This window comes from Pseudobdellovibrionaceae bacterium (assembly GCA_023954155.1).
GTDB lineage: Bacteria > Bdellovibrionota > Bdellovibrionia > Bdellovibrionales > UBA1609 > JAMLIO01.
On record JAMLIO010000013.1, the window covers coordinates 1 to 21697 of the forward strand.

General features: G+C 42.7%; 19 protein-coding genes. 11 read left to right on the top strand and 8 right to left on the bottom strand.

Features of this window, described 5'->3' with window-relative positions:
* Positions 1–378: 378 nt before the first annotated feature.
* The 6 genes from M9899_11065 to M9899_11090 all read left to right on the top strand — a co-directional run bounded on the left by M9899_11065 (position 379) and on the right by M9899_11090 (position 4552).
* The gene (locus M9899_11065; protein ID MCO5114696.1) at positions 379–1098 is read left to right on the top strand and encodes a hypothetical protein; all 720 of its coding nucleotides are present in this window, start codon (positions 379–381) and stop codon (positions 1096–1098) included.
* A gap of 221 nt (positions 1099–1319) precedes the next feature.
* Positions 1320–1595 carry an HU family DNA-binding protein gene (locus M9899_11070; GenBank protein ID MCO5114697.1) on the top strand — a complete coding sequence of 92 codons (276 nt, stop codon included), beginning with the start codon at positions 1320–1322 and terminating at the stop codon, positions 1593–1595.
* Between the two features lie 105 nt (positions 1596–1700).
* Complete coding sequence (locus tag M9899_11075) at positions 1701–2219, top strand: hypothetical protein (protein MCO5114698.1); 519 nt, start codon at positions 1701–1703, stop codon at positions 2217–2219.
* Positions 2213–2986: an ABC transporter permease gene (locus M9899_11080; protein MCO5114699.1), complete on the top strand. Its 774-nt coding sequence runs from the start codon at positions 2213–2215 to the stop codon at positions 2984–2986. The genes M9899_11075 and M9899_11080 overlap by 7 nt, the downstream gene beginning before the upstream one ends.
* A gap of 3 nt (positions 2987–2989) precedes the next feature.
* Entirely contained in the window at positions 2990–3736 is a 747-nt protein-coding gene (locus M9899_11085; protein ID MCO5114700.1) for an ATP-binding cassette domain-containing protein, read from the top strand.
* A 30-nt stretch (positions 3737–3766) separates the two neighbouring features.
* The gene (locus M9899_11090) at positions 3767–4552 is read left to right on the top strand and encodes an MlaD family protein (GenBank protein MCO5114701.1); all 786 of its coding nucleotides are present in this window, start codon (positions 3767–3769) and stop codon (positions 4550–4552) included.
* On the opposite strand, the gene M9899_11095 is transcribed toward M9899_11090, so the two are convergent.
* A complete protein-coding gene (locus M9899_11095; GenBank protein MCO5114702.1) occupies positions 4538–4933 on the bottom strand; it encodes a DUF721 domain-containing protein in 396 nt (131 codons plus the stop codon). The genes M9899_11090 and M9899_11095 overlap by 15 nt on opposite strands.
* 114 nt (positions 4934–5047) lie before the next feature.
* Between M9899_11095 and trmFO the strand changes: the two genes are divergently transcribed.
* Positions 5048–6538 (top strand): methylenetetrahydrofolate--tRNA-(uracil(54)-C(5))-methyltransferase (FADH(2)-oxidizing) TrmFO, encoded by a 1491-nt coding sequence (gene trmFO / locus M9899_11100; GenBank protein MCO5114703.1) that lies wholly within the window; start codon positions 5048–5050, stop codon positions 6536–6538.
* Positions 6539–6652: 114 nt separating this feature from the next.
* Here the strand turns inward: trmFO and M9899_11105 are convergent, their stop codons facing one another.
* The 4 genes from M9899_11105 to glmU form a co-directional block, all read right to left on the bottom strand.
* Positions 6653–7828 carry a hypothetical protein gene (locus M9899_11105; GenBank protein ID MCO5114704.1) on the bottom strand — a complete coding sequence of 392 codons (1176 nt, stop codon included), beginning with the start codon at positions 7826–7828 and terminating at the stop codon, positions 6653–6655.
* 213 nt (positions 7829–8041) lie between these two features.
* On the bottom strand, positions 8042–9814 hold the full coding sequence (locus M9899_11110) for a hypothetical protein (GenBank protein ID MCO5114705.1): 1773 nt from the start codon (positions 9812–9814) through the stop codon (positions 8042–8044).
* A gap of 171 nt (positions 9815–9985) precedes the next feature.
* The gene (gene glmS / locus M9899_11115) at positions 9986–11827 is read right to left on the bottom strand and encodes a glutamine--fructose-6-phosphate transaminase (isomerizing) (protein ID MCO5114706.1); all 1842 of its coding nucleotides are present in this window, start codon (positions 11825–11827) and stop codon (positions 9986–9988) included.
* 3 nt (positions 11828–11830) lie between these two features.
* Positions 11831–13204 carry a bifunctional UDP-N-acetylglucosamine diphosphorylase/glucosamine-1-phosphate N-acetyltransferase GlmU gene (gene glmU, locus M9899_11120; protein ID MCO5114707.1) on the bottom strand — a complete coding sequence of 458 codons (1374 nt, stop codon included), beginning with the start codon at positions 13202–13204 and terminating at the stop codon, positions 11831–11833.
* A gap of 391 nt (positions 13205–13595) precedes the next feature.
* Between glmU and M9899_11125 the strand changes: the two genes are divergently transcribed.
* Positions 13596–15017, top strand: coding sequence for a hypothetical protein (locus tag M9899_11125; protein MCO5114708.1), 1422 nt, complete (start codon positions 13596–13598; stop codon positions 15015–15017).
* Between the two features lie 126 nt (positions 15018–15143).
* A complete protein-coding gene (locus tag M9899_11130; GenBank protein MCO5114709.1) occupies positions 15144–16544 on the top strand; it encodes a sigma-54 dependent transcriptional regulator in 1401 nt (466 codons plus the stop codon).
* Positions 16545–16647: 103 nt separating this feature from the next.
* On the opposite strand, the gene M9899_11135 is transcribed toward M9899_11130, so the two are convergent.
* The 3 genes from M9899_11135 to M9899_11145 form a co-directional block, all read right to left on the bottom strand.
* Positions 16648–17442 (bottom strand): hypothetical protein, encoded by a 795-nt coding sequence (locus tag M9899_11135; GenBank protein MCO5114710.1) that lies wholly within the window; start codon positions 17440–17442, stop codon positions 16648–16650.
* Positions 17443–17516: 74 nt separating this feature from the next.
* Positions 17517–18764 (bottom strand): phosphoribosylamine--glycine ligase, encoded by a 1248-nt coding sequence (gene purD, locus M9899_11140; GenBank protein ID MCO5114711.1) that lies wholly within the window; start codon positions 18762–18764, stop codon positions 17517–17519.
* Between the two features lie 207 nt (positions 18765–18971).
* Positions 18972–20279: an HD domain-containing protein gene (locus tag M9899_11145; GenBank protein MCO5114712.1), complete on the bottom strand. Its 1308-nt coding sequence runs from the start codon at positions 20277–20279 to the stop codon at positions 18972–18974.
* Positions 20280–20516: 237 nt separating this feature from the next.
* Between M9899_11145 and M9899_11150 the strand changes: the two genes are divergently transcribed.
* A complete protein-coding gene (locus M9899_11150; protein MCO5114713.1) occupies positions 20517–21311 on the top strand; it encodes a thymidylate synthase in 795 nt (264 codons plus the stop codon).
* Positions 21308–21697: dihydrofolate reductase (locus tag M9899_11155; GenBank protein ID MCO5114714.1), on the top strand; the 390-nt coding region annotated here is incomplete at its 3' end. The genes M9899_11150 and M9899_11155, both read left to right, overlap by 4 nt.

Sequence of the window (21697 nt, forward strand, 5' to 3'; positions counted from 1 at the left end):
AAAAAAACCAAGACCAAAACCGAAGAGTTGTCATCGTCGTATCTGACACCCACCCGATGTAAAAAGACCTCTGCGCCCTCCCTTTGGGCGTGAATTTCTTTGGGGATTTTTATTATATATGGTCAAAATGCGAGTTCGGCTTGGCGTGATTTTGCGAACGCAAAATTATGCCAAACGTCACTGTCTGAGCATTTTGAGTATATATAATAAAAATCCCCAAAGACATTCACGCCCAAAGGGAGCAGCCCACCAGAGGGCCTCTTTTTGTAAGGGGACTGTCTAATGTGTTTACAGTCTGAGAAGCTCAGACTCGATTTGAGACGGGTTTGGGTTGGCATGGTTTGTGGATAATTAGGGGTATTAACGGGGGATAGAGTTATGAAAGCCTATCAATTAGTTTTAAAATATAAGAGTCTACTGGTCCTTTTGGGTACACTATCTGTGCTTGGTCTTTCAGGTTGTGCTGAATCTGGGTTCAGTGCGAACTCTGGGGGCGGAGGCAGTTCTGTATTGCCACCACCAACCACACCTACCACTGGGGCTTGTGGGGAGTACACTCAACTGTCTAACGCTCTTGAAGGTGAGAAGTGGCATATTTTCCAGGGTGACTTCCGCTTTGATAAAAACAGTGCTGCACAACAAAGATACCGCCGCTTTATGGGTGATTTCGGTAAATTCTGCGCAAACAATGCAAACGGCGAATACAGAATCAATCCCAGAACAGGTCAATACGAACTTTTCTATGGATACTATCAAGGCATTGCCAATTGCAGTGACTGGGATGATATCTCTAAAGTCTGGATCTTCTTTCCTAAAGGACAACCTACACGCGCTCATGTCGTGGTGGACTCTACCATGTCTGGTTACCCTGCTGGATGGCAAGGTCAGGGCTACGACACCCAACGCATGCAACTTACAAATGCACAAATAAATTGCAACGTTACAGACAAAACTGAAATCTTATATGAACCTGTTGCGGGTTACCAATTTAAGATCGTGATTTATAAGGGCAATAAGAGCACCGAACACATCAGAGCCGAGCTGTTCTACCAAGGAGCTTCTATGGGCAAAAATGATATGTTCATTGTCCCCAAATAAAAACAAGTCTGACAGCAGAACTCAGTGCCATAAAGCAACCACTCCAAAAGGTCTTTATGGCATTTGTTTATGAATCAATGAAACGCGCTTTTACAGCCAAAAAACCAACACCCGTCTTCTAAAAAACTTGCCTGCATTATTTTTAAAAAAGTGATTGACCGACTTTTCAATCCCCGCTTCAATTATACATGTTAACAACAACAATATGGGGGATAACACATATGAATAAAGCGCAACTTATTGAAAAAATCGCTGCAGAAGTTGAAATGACTAAAGCTGATGCCGAGAGAGTATTAGACTCTTTCGTACACATCGTTAGAACTAGCGTAAAAAAAGGTGACGAAGTTAAATTAGTTGGTTTCGGTACTTTCACAAAAGCAAAAAGAAAAGCTAGAACTGGAAGAAACCCACAAACTGGTAAAGCTATTAAAATTCCAGCTGCATGGTATCCAAAATTCCGTCCAGGTAGCGAGTTCAAAACTTTACTTAAGAAGTAATCTTTAAGTAAATTCTGAAGAAAGAAGCTGGTCTAAAGTGACCAGCTTTTTTTTTGCCTTTTGTCGTTTCAAAAGCTCTATGACATGATAAGAGTCATGAGAATTATGAACACGAATCTATACCAAACTCTCTGCGGCAGTCTTATTGTTACCCTCTTAGGAGCCTTTTTCTTCTCTTCATGTGTTTCAGTTAAACTGGGTGACAGTTCCATCCAAAAATCTGATCGCTACTCCTTCACCTCACCCAGCACTCAATATCGTGTTCTTAAAGACAAAACCGTGGATGTAGCTTGGATTCAAAAAGAGACTGGGTCCACCCTATCCGTAAAAACCAAATGCCAAAAGGGCCTAGACATTGACCTAGCTGCGTGGGTGCTAGAACTTTCAGAAAGCCTTAACACTCATAGCGCAAACATAAAAGTAGATAAAACCAACTACAATGGTCGCAAAGCCGTACAGTCTATCTTTGACAGCGAGATTGAGGGCTTTAAAAATAAGTTGGCCGTCACCTCTTTTATCAAAAACTCCTGTCAGTACATCATCGCCCTAACCGCTCTGTCTTCAAATTTTGACCAAGACCTTCCTGAATACCAAAAGTTTTTACAAGGCTTCAAAGCATGGTAGCCGTGGGCTTTAAAAACTCTTTAGTGATCTTAGGTGGACTCGCAGAAGTTCTAAAAGATTCTATCGTTGAGTTTAAAAAACGCCGCCCCAGCCTTGAAGACATCAGCACACAGATTATCAATGTTGGTGTAGAGTCCCTCCCCCTGATTGTAATCACCGCTATCAGCTCTGGTTTTGTAATGACCTTACAATTTGGGTTAGGAATTGAAAAGTATGGGGGCAAACCCTATGTTCCTAAAGTGATGGCTCTTGCGACTTTTTTAGAACTGGCCCCCGTGTTCACCGCCTTAATGTGTTCCGCACGCGTAGGCGCTGGTATGGCCTCAGAAATCGGGTCCATGAAAGTCACACAACAGATTGATGCGATTCGAGCTTTAGGCGCATCACCTTACCAGAAGATCTATTTACCTCGAATCATCGCCTGCCTGGTTACCTTTCCCGTTCTTACAGTTATTATGGCCCTCCTTGCACTCGTTGCGACCTCCGTTATTGCTTATGCTGAACTTAATCTAGGCTTTTTATTCACCTACCAAAAGATTGTCACTACAGTATCGTCTTGGGAGTTTTTCTGTACCGCTATTAAACCTTTTGGTTTTGCATTAAGTGTGGCTCTTCCCGCCTGTTATTTTGGTATGAATGTCACCGATGGAACTAAGGGCGTGGGACGCGCCACAACCATGGCTGTGGTTACAGGATCTATGCTGATCTTTATTATTGATTATATTATGACTAAAATTTATTGGCTTTTATATCCCTATGGTGGCTAGAGCATGAGTAGCACCAATGACGTCATCTTAGAAGTAAAACACCTCAAGAAAAGCTTTCGCGAACATGTTGTTCATAGAGACATCTCCTTTAAACTTCGCAAAGGCGAGTGCCTCGGGCTACTGGGGGGCTCTGGTACAGGAAAGAGCGTGATCTTAAGAGCCCTTATTGGTCTTGAAAAGATAGACTCTGGCAAGATCATTTTAAAGGGCACAGAGATCCAAGACTACAACGAAGATCAATGGCTTGAAGCCCGCAAACAGGTCTCTTATGTCTTTCAAAACGGAGCCCTTTTTGATTCCCTCACGGTCTATGAAAATTTGGCCTTTCCTCTAAGACAGCACTCTCGCCTGCCAGAATCTGAAATCGCTTCACGCATCAGTAAGGTGTTATCGCAACTGGGATTAAATAACACAGAATCTCTTTACCCTTCAGAGCTATCTGGAGGAATGCAAAAGCGTGTGGGACTTTTACGAAGCATCATCATGGACCCTGAAATCATTCTTTTTGATGAACCCACCGCAGGCCTAGACCCCTTTAACACCTTAAATATTCAAAAGACGATCAAAAAGATGAAGTCCTTGGGATTCACCTCCATCTTTGTGTCTCACGATATGCCCACAGCCACAGAGGTGTGTGACAGGATCCTTTTGCTTAAACAGGGACGCATTGTTGAAGAGGCTTTGCCTGAAGACATTGAAGCTTCGACAAGCAGTTTAAGAAAATTCATGCAAGGAACTTTGAAACTTTAAACACATAACTTAAGTGCAACAGGTGACACTATGAATGACAAACAAAAACTGAAAGCAGGAATCTTTATTGTGATTGGGGTAGTGATCTTTATCTTTGGATTCACCGCCATCATGAGCGATGAGTCTATGCTGAGTCGTAAAAATACCTACCACACATACCTTAAAGACACTCAAGGGATCATGTTTGGCTCTGTGGTTTCGTTTTCTGGGATCAATGTCGGAAACGTCCACGACATCGAATATATACCTGAAAAAGAAACCATCAAGATGACCCTTAAGATTTCTAAGAAATACGAAAACCTCATCACAGACACCAGTCTTGTACAACTGAAAACCCAAGGGGCTCTAGGTGACCGCTTCGTGTACATCAAGGCAGGTGGAAGCGGTAAGGTGATTCCCAACCACGGCGAAATCCCCATGGATCAACGTCCTGATCTTTTGGACCAAATTGGCAGTAAGCTTTCAGACCTAGAACAGTTTTCTTTAACACTTAAAAAGATTGATGCCATCATCACGAACTTTGGTGAAGGTGTAAATTTTGAAGAGATGGGCAAAAACTTTAACTCAGCCATTAAAAGCTTTGCTGGGGCCAGTGAGACCATTAAAAACCAAGCTCAAATTAAGCCCACGCTAGATCGCTTGAATGCCTCTCTAGATGCCATCAATTCTAAGAAAGGCACTCTTGGCCAATTGATTTATGATCCGACACTGCATAAAAAGATCATGAGCTTTTTAGGCGAAGACCCTGATGATGACTATTTAAAATCTTTAATGAGAAAAAGTATTGAGGCCACAGAAACTTCAAGAGCGAAGTAGTTTAGAAATATACTGCCGCTCTTTTTCACCCACACTATCCAAAAATCCTTTGTTCTGTGTCCATACCACCTTGGTCACCCATTTAATACCAAGATGCTGGTTCACTTTTTCTAAAACATTATTGGAAATAAAATAATAATGCTGGACCCCCGAGGCCGAAGAGCACCAGATGTATAGCGTGCCTCGGATGTACTTTACAGGAAAGGTGCGTTCCGAAAGGGCCTGCCCCACCACTGTGGGCCAATTCTGAATCAGGCTCCAACGCTTGTATTCATTAGCCACAGACTGAGACGCAGAATCAGGCACTGCTCCACCCTCTTTAAAGAGTTTCTGTAAGACATCTGCTGCCGATTTTAATTGAGGTCGTTTTTTCTTTTCCACCAGGCGATATTTTACCCTTTCTTAGCTCCACAGGCTAACAGCTCCTTACGCGGGCTCAAGACTTAACGCAGTTTTAAGGTTGAACTTTTAAGCATTTAGACCTATCAACACACTATGTCTTTAAATACGTCCCCCATTCATGTTGTCGGAGCTGGCTTGGCTGGCAGCGAGTGCGCCTTTCAACTGGCAGAACTCGGCTACCAAGTTCGTCTGTACGAAATGAAGGCTCATAAAAAAAGCCCCGCCCATAAAACTCAAAACTTTGCGGAGCTGGTCTGTTCTAATTCTTTTGGGAGCACGACTGACTACTCGGCCTCGGGTCAATTGAAGTGGGAGGCCAAAAACTTAAACAGCCTGATCCTTAAGGCGGCCTTAGACGCTGCTGTGCCAGCAGGAATGGCTCTCGGCGTGGATCGAGATGTCTTTTCTCAAAGCATTACGACGGCTATTAGAAATCACCCCAACATCACCTGCGTGGACCAAGTCATTCAAGATGTGAACGAACTGGATGGTCTTCGCATTATTGCCACGGGTCCGCTGACCGACAGTGCCTTGGCACAAAGCTTGGCTGCACATTTTGATGCAGGATCTTTATATTTTTACGATGCCATAGCTCCCATTATAGAAACAGATTCAATTGATATGGACATTTGCTGGAAGGCCGACCGCTGGGGTAAAGTTGGGGGTAGTCTCGTGGACAATAAAACCCAAAATGCAAACAACGACCACGATCCATGTGAGAACGCTGACAGTCGTGATGAAAGCAAGAGTAACAAGAACAACTGTCCTACAGCCGACAACACAAATAGTGGGGGCGATTATATCAATTGTCCCCTCAACAAAGAACAATACTACGCCTTGATTCAGGCAATTAAAGCCGCACGCAAGGTGGAGGCCAAAGAGTTTGAAAAGACTCCTTACTTTGAAAACTGTATGCCCATCGAAGAGATTGTCGCCCGTGGTGATGAGACTTTGCGTTTTGGCCCTTTGAGCTTTAAAGGATTGCCCTACCCTAAAACAGGTCGCAACTGCTACGCAGTGGTTCAACTTAGACAAGACAATTTACAAGGCACAGCTTACAACATGGTGGGATTCCAAACCAAAATGGCGTATGCAGATCAAAAGGAAGTCTTTCGCATGATTCCAGGTTTAGAAAACGCCTCTTTTGTTAAATTGGGGAGTATCCATCGCAACATGTACATCAACTCTCCACGTTTACTGAATCCCAATCTGTCTTCTAAAAAAGATCCCAATTTATTTTTTGCAGGCCAGATCACTGGCGTTGAGGGGTATTTTGATTCGACGTGCATTGGGCTTCTTGTGTCACGCTTTGTCGATCAAAAACTTCGGGGGCAAAACCTGAACCCTCCCCCACGCACCTCAGCCCTTGGCTCTCTATTAAACTTCCTGCAAGAACCCAAAGATAATTTTCAACCCATGAACATCAATTTCAGTTTACTGCCAAAGCTTGATGAATCTATTTTAGGTAAAATGAAAAAATCAGAACGAAAACGAGCCAAAAAAGACAAACAGCTTGCCATTGCTAAAACAGATTTTTTAAATTGGATCACCCAGACCCAGCATCAACAAAAAACAATGGCTTAAGTTGCAGCACCAAGAAACCCAAATCCAATAGAAATTGATTTACATTGAATGAAATACTATTGGTCACTCCAGCGCGAACCCTTGTGAACTTAAACAGTTTTTAAAATTCGAGGATTAGATTTGAAATTCAACTTCAATGGCTTGATCTACCCTTGGAATAGCTGAGCCGTTGATTCGTAATTCAGTCGTGGCAGGGTTATACGACCACCCATTCTCTTCGCCCTGGGGAATGATCACCCCTCCTACAGAGACCGTGAATGGCACCTCTGAGGCATAGGATGGAAGTTTGAATCTGAAATTTTCAGAAATGATCCCACGCGCAAGCCTTCGGATTTCGGCATCTGGAGTCTGGCACGGACTAGCTAAAACCCCGCCTCCCGTCATCGTGATCAAGTCCATATAACGTTTAGCAATAAAATGAACATCCCCTAAACCATCAGCTGCATTTCTAGCTTCACGGCAGACATGATCCACCAAAGCGTAAGCATGAAAGGAATAAGCGCGCATAGGAGCTGTGGTCACACCTGCTCGTGCGCTGACAGCGTGATTGTACCTTGATAATGGAATCAAATATCGCCCTGTAGAAGGATCTGGATTAGCCTGCGTATGTTGATAGTAAATAATATTAGGAATGTAATCACCTAGTGCATAATCAAAATAGTAAAGCTGATAGGGGGACGTTGCGCAGTTATAAATGCAACTGTCTGTTAAAGAAAATATCAAGGTGTCTTGAGGCGAGTTGTTACTGAAGTCATCCTCGTTGGTGATAAACACTGTAGCAAAATGCGAAAAGTTTCTAATTAACTCGGCATTGGCAGGATCAGCGATGATGTCCTCTAGACTTTCCAGTCCTCTTACATCAGGATGCCCATCTACGCCCACAGTGAGGTTCATTCTTAGAACCTCTGAGGGATTAGGGGTTAGTGGTGTGACAATGCGATATCCACTTAAAGCCCCCACCCCTTGGCTGAATCTTGTGCTGTAGTTCATCTCTGGGTGATACTTCTTGCGGTACGCATCTGACAAACCCACGGCAATTTGAAACTCCACATTTCTAGAGGTAAATTCAGAAATAAAAGCTGCTGTATTATCTTGAAATCTAGTTTGCAAAAACTCCATCAGACTGGAATTGTCCATGAGCAAAAGCACATCAGCTCGTGATCTTGGAGTAAAGTATAATTTATTTTGAAAATTAGGATCTTTAATCACGCTATAAGAATCAAAGCCATCAAAACCCAAACTGCATCCTAGCACAGCAAAACTTAGGTGTGCTAAAAAACAAATTCTCATTATGAAACAAAGACTCTTACTCATCTAAATCTTATCGGTCATCTGCAAAATGCAATTGAGAATCTAGATGTAAATTCAATCGTTTATCAAATAAAAAAGCCACATAACCAGATTTGGTGGGTGCAGGTGAAGGCCTTTGGGAATTTGATTGTTGATAAAATAAAAAAGCCACATCGCTGTGGCTTTTTAGTCTATAGGTTTTTAAACTTTAAACTAGTAGTTATTGATATCTTCACTACCACCAGTTACGTTTATATTTTCCAAGAAGAAACTAGGTCTAGATCTAAAGTAAATATCAATCATTACTCTAAAGTCGGCATCAGAGCCTGAAGCCGTTTTACCAGAGAAAAGACGATCTTTAATCTCAGATTGATCCATACTTCCAGCAGTCAGGTCCGAAGCAATCAGAACACTAGAACGGATACTGGTTCTGTTTCCGTATTGGTCTACTGAAGTGTCATGGTTAAAAGAACATGGGTTTAAAGCCACAATTCCGTGATCTTTAAGTGAAGAGATTTCTCCTGCATCAGCATGACCATTTCTGTTTGCATCCACCCAAACCTTTAAAGTGTTATAGGCGTCATCCCATGGACCAATATATTTCTCTTCAGTCACTTCGCTCAGACAGTTTTTATTAGCATAAGCAGCTAGGGCATCAAAACCGTTATTATAACGACGATCATTGATGATAGTTCTGTTACTGAAAAGCTGTTCAGCAGAATGAACTTCGTTATTACTGTCTGGTAACACAAGGAATCCATCCTCTGCGACACGTTTCCACACTGTGCGACCACTTTCATTGACTTGCTTTAAACTTCCACCCAACCAAGCTACTTGGTGAGAAATCCTCTTATAACCTTTATTATTAGGAGGTACTGGTAAATTTGCCAAGTTAAAGAAAGAACCCCAATCCAAACTTGATGTGCGAATGTGTTTTTCGCCCAAGTCAATCACAATCGGAGTGTATTGCATACTCAAGATTGTGGCATTGTAACCAAAGATGATATTATCAAATAACTGAGGCATCCCCTCGTATCCAGAATAGTTTTTGCCACCCAAACTTTGAGGTGTACTTAAGTCAGACACAAACTTGTCTCTGTGTTTAAACATTCTGTCTAAGAAGAATAACTCACGCAACTGCACGGCATACTCTTTTGATCTTACCGCTGAAGAGGTGAACTCAGGGTTTAAAATGGTATAGTTTGCATTTGTAAAGCTTAAATACTGCTCACGAATATCAGCCACATATAAGGGGATAATTTGCGGAGTAGACTGCTGCTCGATTTTGTTAAATAAGCGAGGACTTAATTCATAGCTGTCGCTATTAGTGTCATTATAAATGTTTCCATAATTTAAGATCGCCCAAGTATGATCGTAAGTGCCGTTTAAACGTAACTCTCTATTATATCCACCAACAACACGAATCACGTCAAAGAAACAACGATCCCCATTGATATATCTCGCACGCGCTTCAGTATGATCGGCCACATAGTGAAAGACATCTTGATGTGAATCACGATAGATATGTTTATTGGCTGGGCCCACATACACATCCGTCACACCATCATCATTAGTACGCAGAATAGATCGCAGATAGGCTCTATAGGATGTTTCATCCACTACGTTACCTGAAGAGATGGAGAATCTGACAGGGATTAAAGTATTGGTCGTGTCATTACTGGCCATATTTAAGACTTCTGCTTTTTCTTGATCATATCTGGCTTGTGTACAACGAGAGACAAAATCACTTCCTACATTTGCGGCATAGGGAAATGAAGGTTGAAACGAATCACCTGCACCCGATGTTCCGCCTATAGTTGTACGAGGATTATGGGGTTCAAACGGAACCTCAAGAATCACTTCTCTCTCGGCTTTACTCACAGTGGACGTCATCTCGTACTGTGAACAGTTTTGGTAAGCTAACAAGGTTAAACCCAAGGCACCACAAACGCTCAACAGCCTTACAACTTTGGTATTTAATTTCATGACCCACTCCTAATAGTTTTGTAATTGCACAATAGACTCTTCGGTGACCTAGACCTTTTGTCTTAATCACCGAGGTCTAACATATTTCATGTTGAGACAAAGCAGGTATTTTTGAGCTTTCAAGGCAACACTTAAGCATCACTCAGTGGCTTTGTCTCAATTTAATATATCTTATTCTACAGTTACGGATTTGGCTAAGTTACGAGGCTTGTCGACATCATAACCTAAACTTTTGGCCACATGATAGGCCATAAGTTGCAGTGGGATAGTTTCTAAAATGGGATAGGTCAACCAATCGGCTTTAGGTAAACCTAAAAAGTGATGACTGATCTGTTCTAAGCGGTGATCGCCCACACTTCCTAAACTGATGATTTGCCCACCCCTAGCTTTCACTTCTTCTAAGTTGCTGATGGTCTTATCATAAAGATCATCTTGTGGAGCCAGCATCACCACCATCATCTTGTCATCAATCAAAGCCAAAGGCCCATGCTTCATCTCTCCCGCCGCGTAACCTTCAGCGTGCATATAAGCAAGCTCTTTTAACTTCAAAGCCCCTTCCATAGCTATGGGGTAGTTTGTTCCTCGCCCCATATACAAAAAGCCCTTGTGACTTTTAAGGAACTCACTGGTTTCTTTAAAGAAGGTGTCGTAAGCCAAAACATTTTCTAGGTTCAGAGGTAAAGACAAAAGACTGGTGGTGTACTCATGTTCTTGTTCCAAAGAAAGTCGCCCATTGGCTCTGGCCAAAGATATACCTAAAGCGGCGGCAATAGCCAGAGTGCTGGTAAAGGCCTTGGTACTTGCCACACCAATCTCTGGCCCTGAGTTCATATAAAGAGAAAAATCGCTCTCACGATCAATGCTAGAATGTTTGGTGTTACAAATGCTGAGCGTTCTAACCCCTTGAGACTTCACAAGTCTTAAAGCCGCTAGAGTGTCAGCCGTTTCACCACTTTGAGAAATAAAAATCACGAGGGATCTTGGGTTTAAAATTGGACTTCTATAACGAAACTCACTGGCGATGTCGACTTCTGTTGGAATCAAAGCCAACTTTTCAAAAATATACTCTGCATACATAGCCGCATAAAAACTAGTTCCACAGGCCACAAGATAAATATGCTCTATGCCTTTAAAGAACTGCTCGGTTTCTATTTGGTCTGGATAAAACCCCTGCATCTTAATCGTACGATCTTCAGCATGGATATGAGGAGCCAAAGCCATGGACACGGCATTGGGCTGTTCAAAAATTTCTTTAAGCATATAATGCTCAAAGCCTTTTTTATCTGTACTTTCTGCATCCCAAGTGATCGTCTCAAAACTTCTAGTGATCGCTTGATCACTTTCATCATAAAACTGAATCGCAGCCCCTTGAATGTGCACCAGATCCCCATCTTGGAGGTAGCATACTGTTTTTGAATACGGAAGTATGGCCTGAATGTCACTGGCCACGATGGTCTCGTCTGTATTTTTACCTATTAACAAAGGTGGTCCATGCTTAAAGGCGATCAATTCTCCTTCGGATTTTTTATGTAAAACCAGAATGGAATAGGCCCCCTCAAGTTTTTGTCTGCATTCCAAACAGGCTTCTAAAAGACCCTTGCCACTTTTTAACAGATCATTCAGTAAATGAGCCACCAACTCGGAATCTGTATCAGACTCAATGTGTGCGCCACGCGCTAACAGCTCTTCTTTGATCTGTAAATAGTTTTCGATGATTCCATTGTGCACAATACTGACATCTCCCACTGCGTGAGGATGGGCATTCTTTTCTACTGCTGGCCCATGGGTGGCCCAACGTGTGTGCGCAATCCCTGTGCGACCATGAAACTGAACTTGGTTGGTCTTTTTTTCCAGCTCATCAATGCGCCCAGCAGCACGAACACGGATAAAATTTCCATCTTCAAGCACACACACGCCCGCACTGTCATAGCCACGATACTCTAATGTTTTAAGACCAGAAATCAAAACATCTTTGGTGTTTCTATCACCGATGTATCCCACAATACCGCACATAATTTAATCCCTATAATTTTTCTTCACGAACGCTTTGGCTCGTGTCACGTAAAGACTTTTTGCCTCTACATCCTTGGTCACAGTAGCTCCCGCAGCCACCACGGCTCCATCACCGATATGAACTGGTGGCACAATCTGAGAGTCACTTCCCACAAATACGTCTTTGCCAATCACAGTTTTGTACTTCTGACCATCGACCGCAAAATTGCAGGTGATGGTCCCTGCACCTATGTTCGTGTTTTCACCAATCTCGGTATCACCCAAATAACACTGATGGCCTGCTTTAACACCTTCTTTAAAATGAGTCTTTTTTGACTCTACAAAATTCCCAATCTTCACATGTTTTTCAACACGTGTGCCCTCACGTAAACGCGCATAGGGTCCCACACTACACTCTCCCTGTATCACAGCATTTTCAATGTAAGAGCCCGCCTTAATATAAGTGTTAGGTCCCACTTCGCTGGTAAGGATATGAGTGCCTGCCTCAATCACACAACCCGCACCGATGCGAGTCTTCCCTTTGATATACACATTAGGATAAACAAAAGTGTCTTCACCAATTTCAACACCATCGTCTATATAGGTGTTTTCAATATCTAAAAACTTCACACCATTGGCTAAATGTTTGCGACCATTTTTAAGGTAGGATTTTTTATTTACTAAATAGAGACTTTCGGAATCATTCACTCCAAAGGCCATGTCTTCTGTGGTTTCAATCCACGCCACAGGCTTGCCAGATTTTTGGATGTCCTCAACAATATCTGTCAGATAAAATTCGGAGGTTCTAGATTTAGAACGCAAACCTTGAAGGGATTTATAAATCACGTCAGTGCTACCAATGTAAAGACCCGTGTTGACGGTTTGAATTTCCAGCTCTGCGGCCGTAGCCTCTTTGGCCTCCACGATCTTTTGGATCTGAGCTTCTTTCTTGATCACTCTTCCAAAACTTCCTGGGTGGGGCATATCTAGAACCGCCACACACAGTGAGGCCTGTCTTTGGCCATAAGACCAAAGCACTTCAGAAATGTCCTCCTGATTCACCAAAGGATGGTCCCCATTACAAATAAAAAGCGTCTCCGAAAGTCCTTTTGGGTCTACAGATAACACGGCATCACCTGTTCCTAATGGCTGCTTTTGTACATGCAAGAACACAGACTCCATACTGCTAGCTAAAGGTTTGAGCACCTCTTGCAACGCTGCTGTGACCACCACATGCACTTGTCTGCAACCCGCAGCTTTAAGTTGTCCCACGATTCTTTCTAACATGGGTACACCTGCAACACGTTGTAAGACCTTGGGAGTTCTGGATTTCATACGTGTGCCTGAACCTGCCGCCAGCAAAATAGCATCCCACACTACATTTGTCTTTTGAGTCATAATACCCGTACTCCTTTGCTCACCTATCTACGCGTCGTTTATGGATTCCATCCAGAAGCAGCTTCTTGCGCGAAGCTTCATTTGCAAGCCTTTATTGTAGGCCTTAATTGGGGGTTCTCGTCACGTAACTCTGCATTTTTGACGTTATGTAAAGCCAGGTTTAACGTCAATACCCCTACCTCTTTGTATCTATAAGAACACATGCAAAAAACTCTACCCATAATCTATAAAATATACGTATGTTGGCCGTCTACAAAAGCTAAGCCCACCCGCCAATGGGCCCATACATCATAAAATATACCCTACGAACAGCGCGCACTCTGGCGCAAATACACTCGTAAACTGGCCCATAAACCATAGGCTCCCCAGGTCTTTAAAGGTAAGATGTAGTGTGACTAACGATGTGGAGCATTTTTCTAGTATTTTACTCCTCGGGGACCCCTTACCCCCACAAGAAGCTTTTGAAGCGCAGCATGCACCTCACTTTGATGAGGGCTTACATGTCATCAAGCACCAAGCCCTGAAACTGATCATACTGAACTCAGGCACTCTCACTCAAGACAACACTCATCGCCTGTATGAGGCGCTGAGAGCCTCCCCGCACCATCCCGAAGTGATTGCCATTTTAAATGGGGCTCAGGAGATACAACAAAACCACCTGCTGATCTCGCTCCTCAACCCCAACTCCATTCTTTATAAGGACAGTTTGGGCGCACTTCCCGAGCAGGTCATTCTGGCAATACAAAAATTTGATTACCACAAACAAAATGAAAACTTTTATAGGCTCTTTGAAGAGCAAAACGAAAACTTACAAAAGCTCAATGCCGAGCTCAAAGAAGGTGTTAAAAAAAGGAAGGTCAGCCTTAAACGCTCTGAGTCTCGTTTGATCAAATTGCAAGAGCAACTCAACCTTATGTATTTCGCTATTGTAGGCATTCAAGAGGCCAAATCCATTTCCGAGATCGAAGAGCTCTTGGTAGACACTCTGAGTTCAACCATGGATGTGCAATGGGTTCGAATTTTAATCGAGCACAAAGAGCTTTTAGAAGAAAGCATGGTCATTGAAAATCAAAAGCACTTTAAGATTTTTGGCTCAGCATTAGTGTTTGATAAACATAAAATCGGCCATATTTATTTTGCCAAAAGCCATAAACTTTTCACCAAACAGCAAGAGTCTTTCCTGCTCCAAATCAACGAGATCGTCAGCATTAAGATCAATCAGCTTTTAAAGTATTCCAATTTGCTCATCACCCGCTCACAATGGCAGCAGACTTTTAATGCTATTCGTTATCCTGTGGTGATTGTGAATAAAAATTATGACTACATCACATCCAACAAAAACGACCTAGAGCTTAAACATCAAACTCAAAAAAAGTGCTATGAAGTGATGTTTGGGCGGAGCACTCCATGTCAAAACTGCACTCTCGGGCAAAAGTTTGAAGTCAAAGATTCGGAGTCAGGGCGTTGGTATTATGTTACAAGCCAAAGCCTGAAAGCTTATTACGAAGACACCGAACATTTGATTCACATCTATCAAGATGTGACGGAACAAAAAAATATTGAAACCCAAATCCTTGAAAAGACTAAACTAACTGACCTTGGTATTCTTGCTGGAAGCCTTGCCCACGAACTGAACAATCCGCTCGGAGGCATTATCACTTTCTTGCAACTTTTAAAAGATGATGTGGGAAGTCGTGATGCAACCTTAAAAAAAGACATTGAAGACCTCTTAAATTCGGCCATTGATTGCAAAGATATAATCCAAATGATTTTGGAAAACGTAAGACATAATAAGCCCTTAAGACTGAGCTAGACTTTGTTTTTATAATTTCTGCGTTATACCCCTCCCTAAAGTCCTGTTAAAAATTTGACGGATTTTTTTTTCCTTCTTATGATGAGGACAGGAATGCTACGTCCGTAGCATAAAAGAGGGGATTTGTTGAAAAGCCAATATAAAATTTTAGTTGTTGATGACGATCCAACTGTCAGAAAGAGTCTGTCCAAAGCTCTGCAAAGACATGACTACACAGTCATCACAGCACAATCCAAATCGGAAGCCGAATCTATGTTGGCCAGTCAACTTAAAGTGAACTTGGCCATCGTAGACTTACGCCTGCCTGATGGAAACGGTTTGGACCTACTGACCTCTATTAAAACTCGTCAACCTGATTGCGAAGTGATCATCCTCACGGGCTATGGCAGCTTTGAAATGGCCGTGTCTGCCGCACGCAAAGGGGTGTTTCAATTTTTAACTAAACCTTTTGAACTGCAAGAACTGATCGAGTTCGTGGATCGTGCATTGACTCACAAAGAAATCAAAGAAGAGAACTCACGCTTAAAAACTCAGCTCTCTCATTCCTATGGCCTCAATCAGATCATTGGGAAGAGCCGTGAAATTCGCAGCGTGATTGATCTTGCTAAACGCATTGCACCCTCAGACTCCACCGTGTTGGTCACAGGAGAAAGTGGAACTGGCAAAGAGCTGATTGCCCGTGGCATCCATCATGCTTCTGATCGTCACCAAGAGGCTTTCATTGCTGTCAATTGCGGAGCCATTCCTGAGGACCTCTTAGAAAGCGAACTTTTTGGTCATGAAAAAGGGTCTTTTACAGGTGCCATCAAAGAGCGCAAGGGGCGTTTTGAAATGGCTCACAAGGGCACCATCTTTTTAGACGAGATTGGCGATATGAGCCCCAAGCTTCAGGTCAAACTTTTGCGTGTACTGCAAGAAAAAAAGATCGAACGCATTGGCTCTAGTGAAACCATCCATATTGACGTGCGCGTGATTGCAGCCACCCATAAAAACTTAGAGCAGCAAATCAAAAAAGAACTTTTTCGAGAGGACCTGTACTTTCGCTTAAACGTGATCCCCTTACAAATGCCTTCTTTACGTGCTAGAAAAAGTGATCTGCCTATTCTTATCAATTCTTTTATTCATAAATTTAATCACGAAAAAAAGAAAAAGATCACAGGTTTTTCAAGCGAAGCCTTTGAAGCCTTACAAACTTACGACTGGCCAGGTAACGTTCGTGAATTAGAAAACTTGGTCGAGAGACTCACCATTATCATTGGCGAAGGTATGATCTCTTTGGATGATCTTCCTCCTCGTTACTCTCAGTGTGCTAAAAGAAGTGTCGCTGCTGAAGACATTGATATTCCTGATTCAGGAATTGATTTTAATACTATGGTGTCTGAATTTGAAAACCGTCTCTTATTAAAGGCCTTAGAAAAGACCAATTGGAATCGCAACAAAGCCGCCCATCTCTTACGTCTTAACCGCACCACTTTAGTTGAAAAACTAAAGAAAAAGGGGCTCTCTCAAGACGACGCGAACCCCTAGTTTTTTTGTACTCTATTTTATCTTCTTCGTAACAATTTAAATGCTAAGGGCACTCCCCGCATCAGCGCTACAGAATGCTCTCGAGGCACTTCCTGCATCAACGTTATAGAATGCCTGAGGCACTTCCTGCATCAACGTTAATATTGTGATTGGTTTCTAAGTTCACATCCACCTTTCCATTCTTCACTGCATCTGACAGCTCGGCAATGGCGTCCTTAGAACTCTGATCTAAGCTCACTTGTCCTTTGACATTCACATCATGTTTGGTCTTTTTAATGGAATTTCCAAGCGTATACGCAGCATAAGCAATGGCCACACCCACAATCGCAAGTCCACCTAGTAGAAACCAATTGCTGGCATGACTGTCTTCTGACATGCCCAAGATTCCTAAAGCAGGACACATCTTAAATAATAGAGAATCTATAGCAGCGGTTTTAGTTGTGCCGCCAATATTCTTTTCAAGGTTTTCTAAAAGTTTATTGATAGATTGAGCATTGGCAAAATCATAGGTCTCTCCATCAAGCACCATCAACATGTGATCCACTGGGCCTGTAAAGCCTATTTTTAAAGTCCCTTTGCCGTTGTCTAGAATCATCGTGTTGCCCTTACGAGTGATCGAAAGACCTAAGTCATCCACATTCAAAGACAACTTCACCAGACGCTTATACATATTGGGAGGTAAAACATGAGCGTAATGTTTAATAGCCACCTGAGGCTTTAAGCGCTGCTCTTCATCCAATAAAAACTTTCTTGCACTGTCAGGAAGCAAAACGCGCTCTTGTTTGCCCTGCACACTGGCTAATGAACGTCCTTCATCATCAGAGTCTTTATTGGGTTTACTCTTTCCGCAACCCGCTACCATTACAATTGATAAACCAATGAGTATTATTTTTTTCATTATAGAGCCCTCAACTGGGTTCTCTATCGGTAAAAAATGAGACAGACATAAGACTTGAGCTCGATCTCAGTGCCTTAAAAGGTAAAATATCGACCAATGTCCTTACGATATTGTATCCCATCCCAGTTCACTTGACCGAGACGATGGTAGGCCTTTTCTATAGCCTCATCTTTGGTAGCGGCAATACCCACGGCTCCCAAAACCCGACCGCCACTTACAAAAAACTCCCCACTTGGATTTCGACCTACTCCTGCATAGATAAAATATGAATCCTCCGATTCAGTTAAAATATCTCCACTGATCGGCGCCCCTTTTTCGGGGTTATCAGGGTAGCCTTTAGCAGCTAACACCACACACGCCGCATGCTGGGGTCTTACCTTAAAGCCTTGCAACTCGCCCTGCGCACATGAACGCAAGAGCAGACCCATATCCCCCTCAATCAGAGGCATGATGATCTGTGTTTCAGGGTCGCCAAACCTGACGTTATACTCCAACACATAGGGTTCATCATCTTGGATCATAAGACCAATAAATAAAGCCCCTCTGTATGGTAAATTTTTATCATTTAATGTTTTTAGTGTAGGTTCGACAATGTTTCTACGTATCTTTTGATCTAAATCTTCTGAAATTTGAATAGGGCCCAGAACACCCATTCCGCCTGTGTTAGGGCCTTCACCCCCATCGCACAAAGTTTTATGATCTTGGGCCAAAGGGCAGACCTCATAACGAGTGCCATCCGTGATGATGATGTAACTTAACTCCCAACCCTTTAAAAACTTTTCCGCAAGGGCTTGGGTTTCACCAAAGATGCGTCTTTTAAAAATATCATAGGCGGCCTTTTGCACATCCTCTTTGGTCTTACAGATGTACACACCCTTTCCAGAAGCAAGTCCGTCAGCTTTAATCACAAACGGAAAATCGAAATCTAATTCCAATGCGTGTTCGTAACTATTTAGAATTTTATAGTCTGCTGTGGGAATTCCTGCATCCACCAGAAACTCTTTGCAAAAGATTTTACTTCCTTCTAATTGGGCCGCAGCTTGGTCAGGACCAAACACTAAAAAGCCCGCCTCTCGTAACGTATTCCCCAAGCCTTCTGCTAAAGGCGCCTCAGGACCTACAACCACAAGATCAATCTTTTGATCCTTTAAGGATTTAATAAGCGGTGTAGAGGGATTCCACGAGATCGCATGACACTGGGCCAACTGCGCTATCCCCACAGAACCAGGATAAGCATGCACTTCATTCACAGATTCACTCTTTACGAGTGCCTTCACTAAAGCATGCTCACGTCCACCTGACCCAATTACAGCAACATTCATTGCAACCTCTCATTCCATGACAATCTATGACATAGGTTCTTTTTAGATTCAAGCTTACGGCCCTCTAGCCAAATAGATTGGGGACAGTTTTTTAATAGAGTTATTCGAAATGCTCAGACAGTGACGTTTGGCACAGCTTTGCATTCGCAAAACTGCGCCAAGCCGAACTCGCCTTTCGATCAACTCTATTAAAAAACTGTCCCCAATCTATTTGGCTAGAAGACCGCTTTCGCGGAGAAGGAATTGGGCTTCGCTGCGCTTTTCAGGGGCGACGTAGATGCGTTCGATGATGCGGATGTCGCCGTACTTTTCAAAGATTTCGGTGTTATCTTCGATGCGTGAAGGTGTAGATCCTTTATCGTATTCTTCTACAACGTAAAGTGCGTAATTGTTCATCGAGAACTGGGCCTCTTGATATTTACTTAGGCGTGTGGATGAACTGACATAGATAGTTTCAATGCCCTCGCCCTCTAAACGATTAAGGACATCGCGGATAGCTTCACTGTTTTTGTAAGAGTGCTTTTCAAAGAGAACGCGGTAAGGATTTCTTGTCGCGATTCGTTTGGCCCACGTGTTTTGATCCTGCACTTCATCAATGTGCTGGTATAAAGCGTAGTCGGTGCACTTGATATATTTTTGTAAGTCAGAAGGAAGACTGAATGTGCAGTTTTCTGACTTTAAAAATCGAGTCAGCATCTCTTCGTACACAATCGCTTTATGGTGGAAGTACACCATCAAGTGCATGTGATGGCGAGAGAGTAAAAAGTCATCAAAGGTATAAAGTGCACGACGATTGAGCGCGAGGAACATGTCGTTTTCAACTTGGTTATAGGTTAAATTGCCAATCAACCAGCTCAATTCGATTTTGCCGTAGTTGGTTCCGCAAAAGTACGCGTCACGGATCAAATAGTCCATGCGATCTACATCTAACTCTGAACTGACTAACTGACTTAAGATAGGTCTAAAGTTCACACCATCCACAACAAAAAAACTGTCATCCACTTTAAGATCACGATCTATAAGAGCGGCCACATGTATAGGCTCAAACGCTCCATAGTCTTCGATGATTTTAGTGATATTGGAATCTGTGATGAACTTAATGGTGAAGTCTTCATGATTAGCCTTACGGTTTTTGTCATAAGACGTCTTATATTTGTCATAAATTTGCAGATTCAAAGTCGCCAGCGGCGGCATCACTTCTTCAGTGGTGTGGCTCAAAGGTCCATGTCCAATGTCGTGCAAGAGGGCCGCGAGCTTTAAACACTGGCGAAGATTTTGACGAGCAGTAAGATTAGTAAATGGATAACGTTTAAAAATGCTATCAAAGGCTTGTCCAGCTAAATAGCTCACTCCGACTGAATGCAAAAATCTATTGTGAGTGGCTCCTGGGAAACTGAATTCTGAAAATCCCAACTGTTTAATGGAGCGCAAACGCTGATACTCTTGGGAGTCACAGATCGTGACCTCGATGGGGGATAACTCTATTGAACCATGAATAGGATCTCTTATTTCCATACACCCCTTGTCATCGACAGAAGGCAAAAGGTCAACTTTAAGGCAATTCTTAAATCAGGTTTTAACATTTTTGCGCTTGGCATCATTCAAAAATATTCCCTCTCACACACAGAGTTAGGACTTATCCAAAAGCATAAGCTTTTATAAAGTAAATAGAACCGCGACAAGCCAGCCACAGAGACATAACATCCAAGCTTGCTCCGCCGCCACCAACCCCTCCATCCAAGAAGGAATGAGATGAAAACATATTTAGATTTAATGGAAAAGATTTTAATCGAAGGCACAGACCGCGAAGACCGCACAGGAACAGGAACTCGCAGTCTCTTTGGCCATCAAATGCGCTTTGATCTCCGCAACAGCTTTCCTCTTTTAACCACCAAAAAGGTGCATTTGAAATCAATCATTCATGAGCTTTTATGGTTCTTACAAGGCGACACCAATATCAAATACCTTAAAGACAATAATGTTCGCATCTGGGATGAATGGGCGGATGAAAACGGGAACCTGGGCCGAGTGTACGGAGCCCAATGGAGATCATGGCAGGCCCCAGATGGGAGCACCATTGATCAAATCTCAAACGTAATGAACACCATTAAAAATAATCCCACCTCAAGACGCTTGTTGGTGGTGGCGTACAACCCAGGAGAGGTGGAAACCATGGCCCTACCCCCCTGTCACGCCTTCTTTCAGTTTTATGTGGCAAATGGCGAGTTGTCTTGTCAGCTTTACCAACGTAGTGCTGATGTGTTCTTAGGAGTGCCCTTTAACATTGCCAGTTACGCCCTACTGACTATGATGATGGCTCAAGTCTGCGGGTTAAAGCCTGGTGAGTTCATTCATACTTTAGGCGATGCACATTTATACCATAACCATTTTGAACAAGCTCGTCTGCAGCTGAGCCGCACCCCTAAGACCTTACCCAAAATGTGGGTGAACCCTGAGGTGAAAGACCTGTTTGCCTTTAAATACGAAAACTTTAAACTTTTAGACTATGATTCGTATCCTAGCATTAAAGCGGAAGTGTCAGTATGATTGTCAGTCATATTGTAGCCACAAGTGAAAATCATGTGATCGGTGTCAAAGGGGATTTGCCTTGGCATATCCCCGAAGATCTTAAGTTCTTCAAAGAAACCACTGCAAATTCTGTGATCGTCATGGGAAGAAAAACTTATGACAGCCTCGGAAAACCTTTACCTAAAAGAGTGAACATCGTGGTCTCGAGATCGGCAAAACCTGAAGAGTTCCCAGCAGGAGTTTTACTCTTCAGCGACATTAAACAGGCCGTAGCCAAAGCCAAAGATCTTGGAACAGAAAAAGATCTTTCTGAAGTTTTTATTGTAGGCGGAAGCGAAATTTATAAACAGACTTTAGCTTTAAAATTAGTGGATCGCATTTACCTGACACTCATTCACACCACT

Coding starts and splice junctions, on each gene's coding strand:
- M9899_11070 (MCO5114697.1), top strand. CDS start 1,320: ATGAATAAAGCGCAACTTATTGAAAAAATCGCTGCAGAAGTTGAAATG.
- M9899_11065 (MCO5114696.1), top strand. CDS start 379: ATGAAAGCCTATCAATTAGTTTTAAAATATAAGAGTCTACTGGTCCTT.
- M9899_11080 (MCO5114699.1), top strand. CDS start 2,213: ATGGTAGCCGTGGGCTTTAAAAACTCTTTAGTGATCTTAGGTGGACTC.
- M9899_11075 (MCO5114698.1), top strand. CDS start 1,701: ATGAACACGAATCTATACCAAACTCTCTGCGGCAGTCTTATTGTTACC.
- M9899_11150 (MCO5114713.1), top strand. CDS start 20,517: ATGAAAACATATTTAGATTTAATGGAAAAGATTTTAATCGAAGGCACA.
- purD (MCO5114711.1), bottom strand. CDS start 18,764: ATGAATGTTGCTGTAATTGGGTCAGGTGGACGTGAGCATGCTTTAGTG.
- trmFO (MCO5114703.1), top strand. CDS start 5,048: ATGTCTTTAAATACGTCCCCCATTCATGTTGTCGGAGCTGGCTTGGCT.
- M9899_11105 (MCO5114704.1), bottom strand. CDS start 7,828: ATGAGAATTTGTTTTTTAGCACACCTAAGTTTTGCTGTGCTAGGATGC.
- M9899_11135 (MCO5114710.1), bottom strand. CDS start 17,442: ATGAAAAAAATAATACTCATTGGTTTATCAATTGTAATGGTAGCGGGT.
- M9899_11145 (MCO5114712.1), bottom strand. CDS start 20,279: ATGGAAATAAGAGATCCTATTCATGGTTCAATAGAGTTATCCCCCATC.
- M9899_11110 (MCO5114705.1), bottom strand. CDS start 9,814: ATGAAATTAAATACCAAAGTTGTAAGGCTGTTGAGCGTTTGTGGTGCC.
- M9899_11085 (MCO5114700.1), top strand. CDS start 2,990: ATGAGTAGCACCAATGACGTCATCTTAGAAGTAAAACACCTCAAGAAA.
- glmS (MCO5114706.1), bottom strand. CDS start 11,827: ATGTGCGGTATTGTGGGATACATCGGTGATAGAAACACCAAAGATGTT.
- glmU (MCO5114707.1), bottom strand. CDS start 13,204: ATGACTCAAAAGACAAATGTAGTGTGGGATGCTATTTTGCTGGCGGCA.
- M9899_11090 (MCO5114701.1), top strand. CDS start 3,767: ATGAATGACAAACAAAAACTGAAAGCAGGAATCTTTATTGTGATTGGG.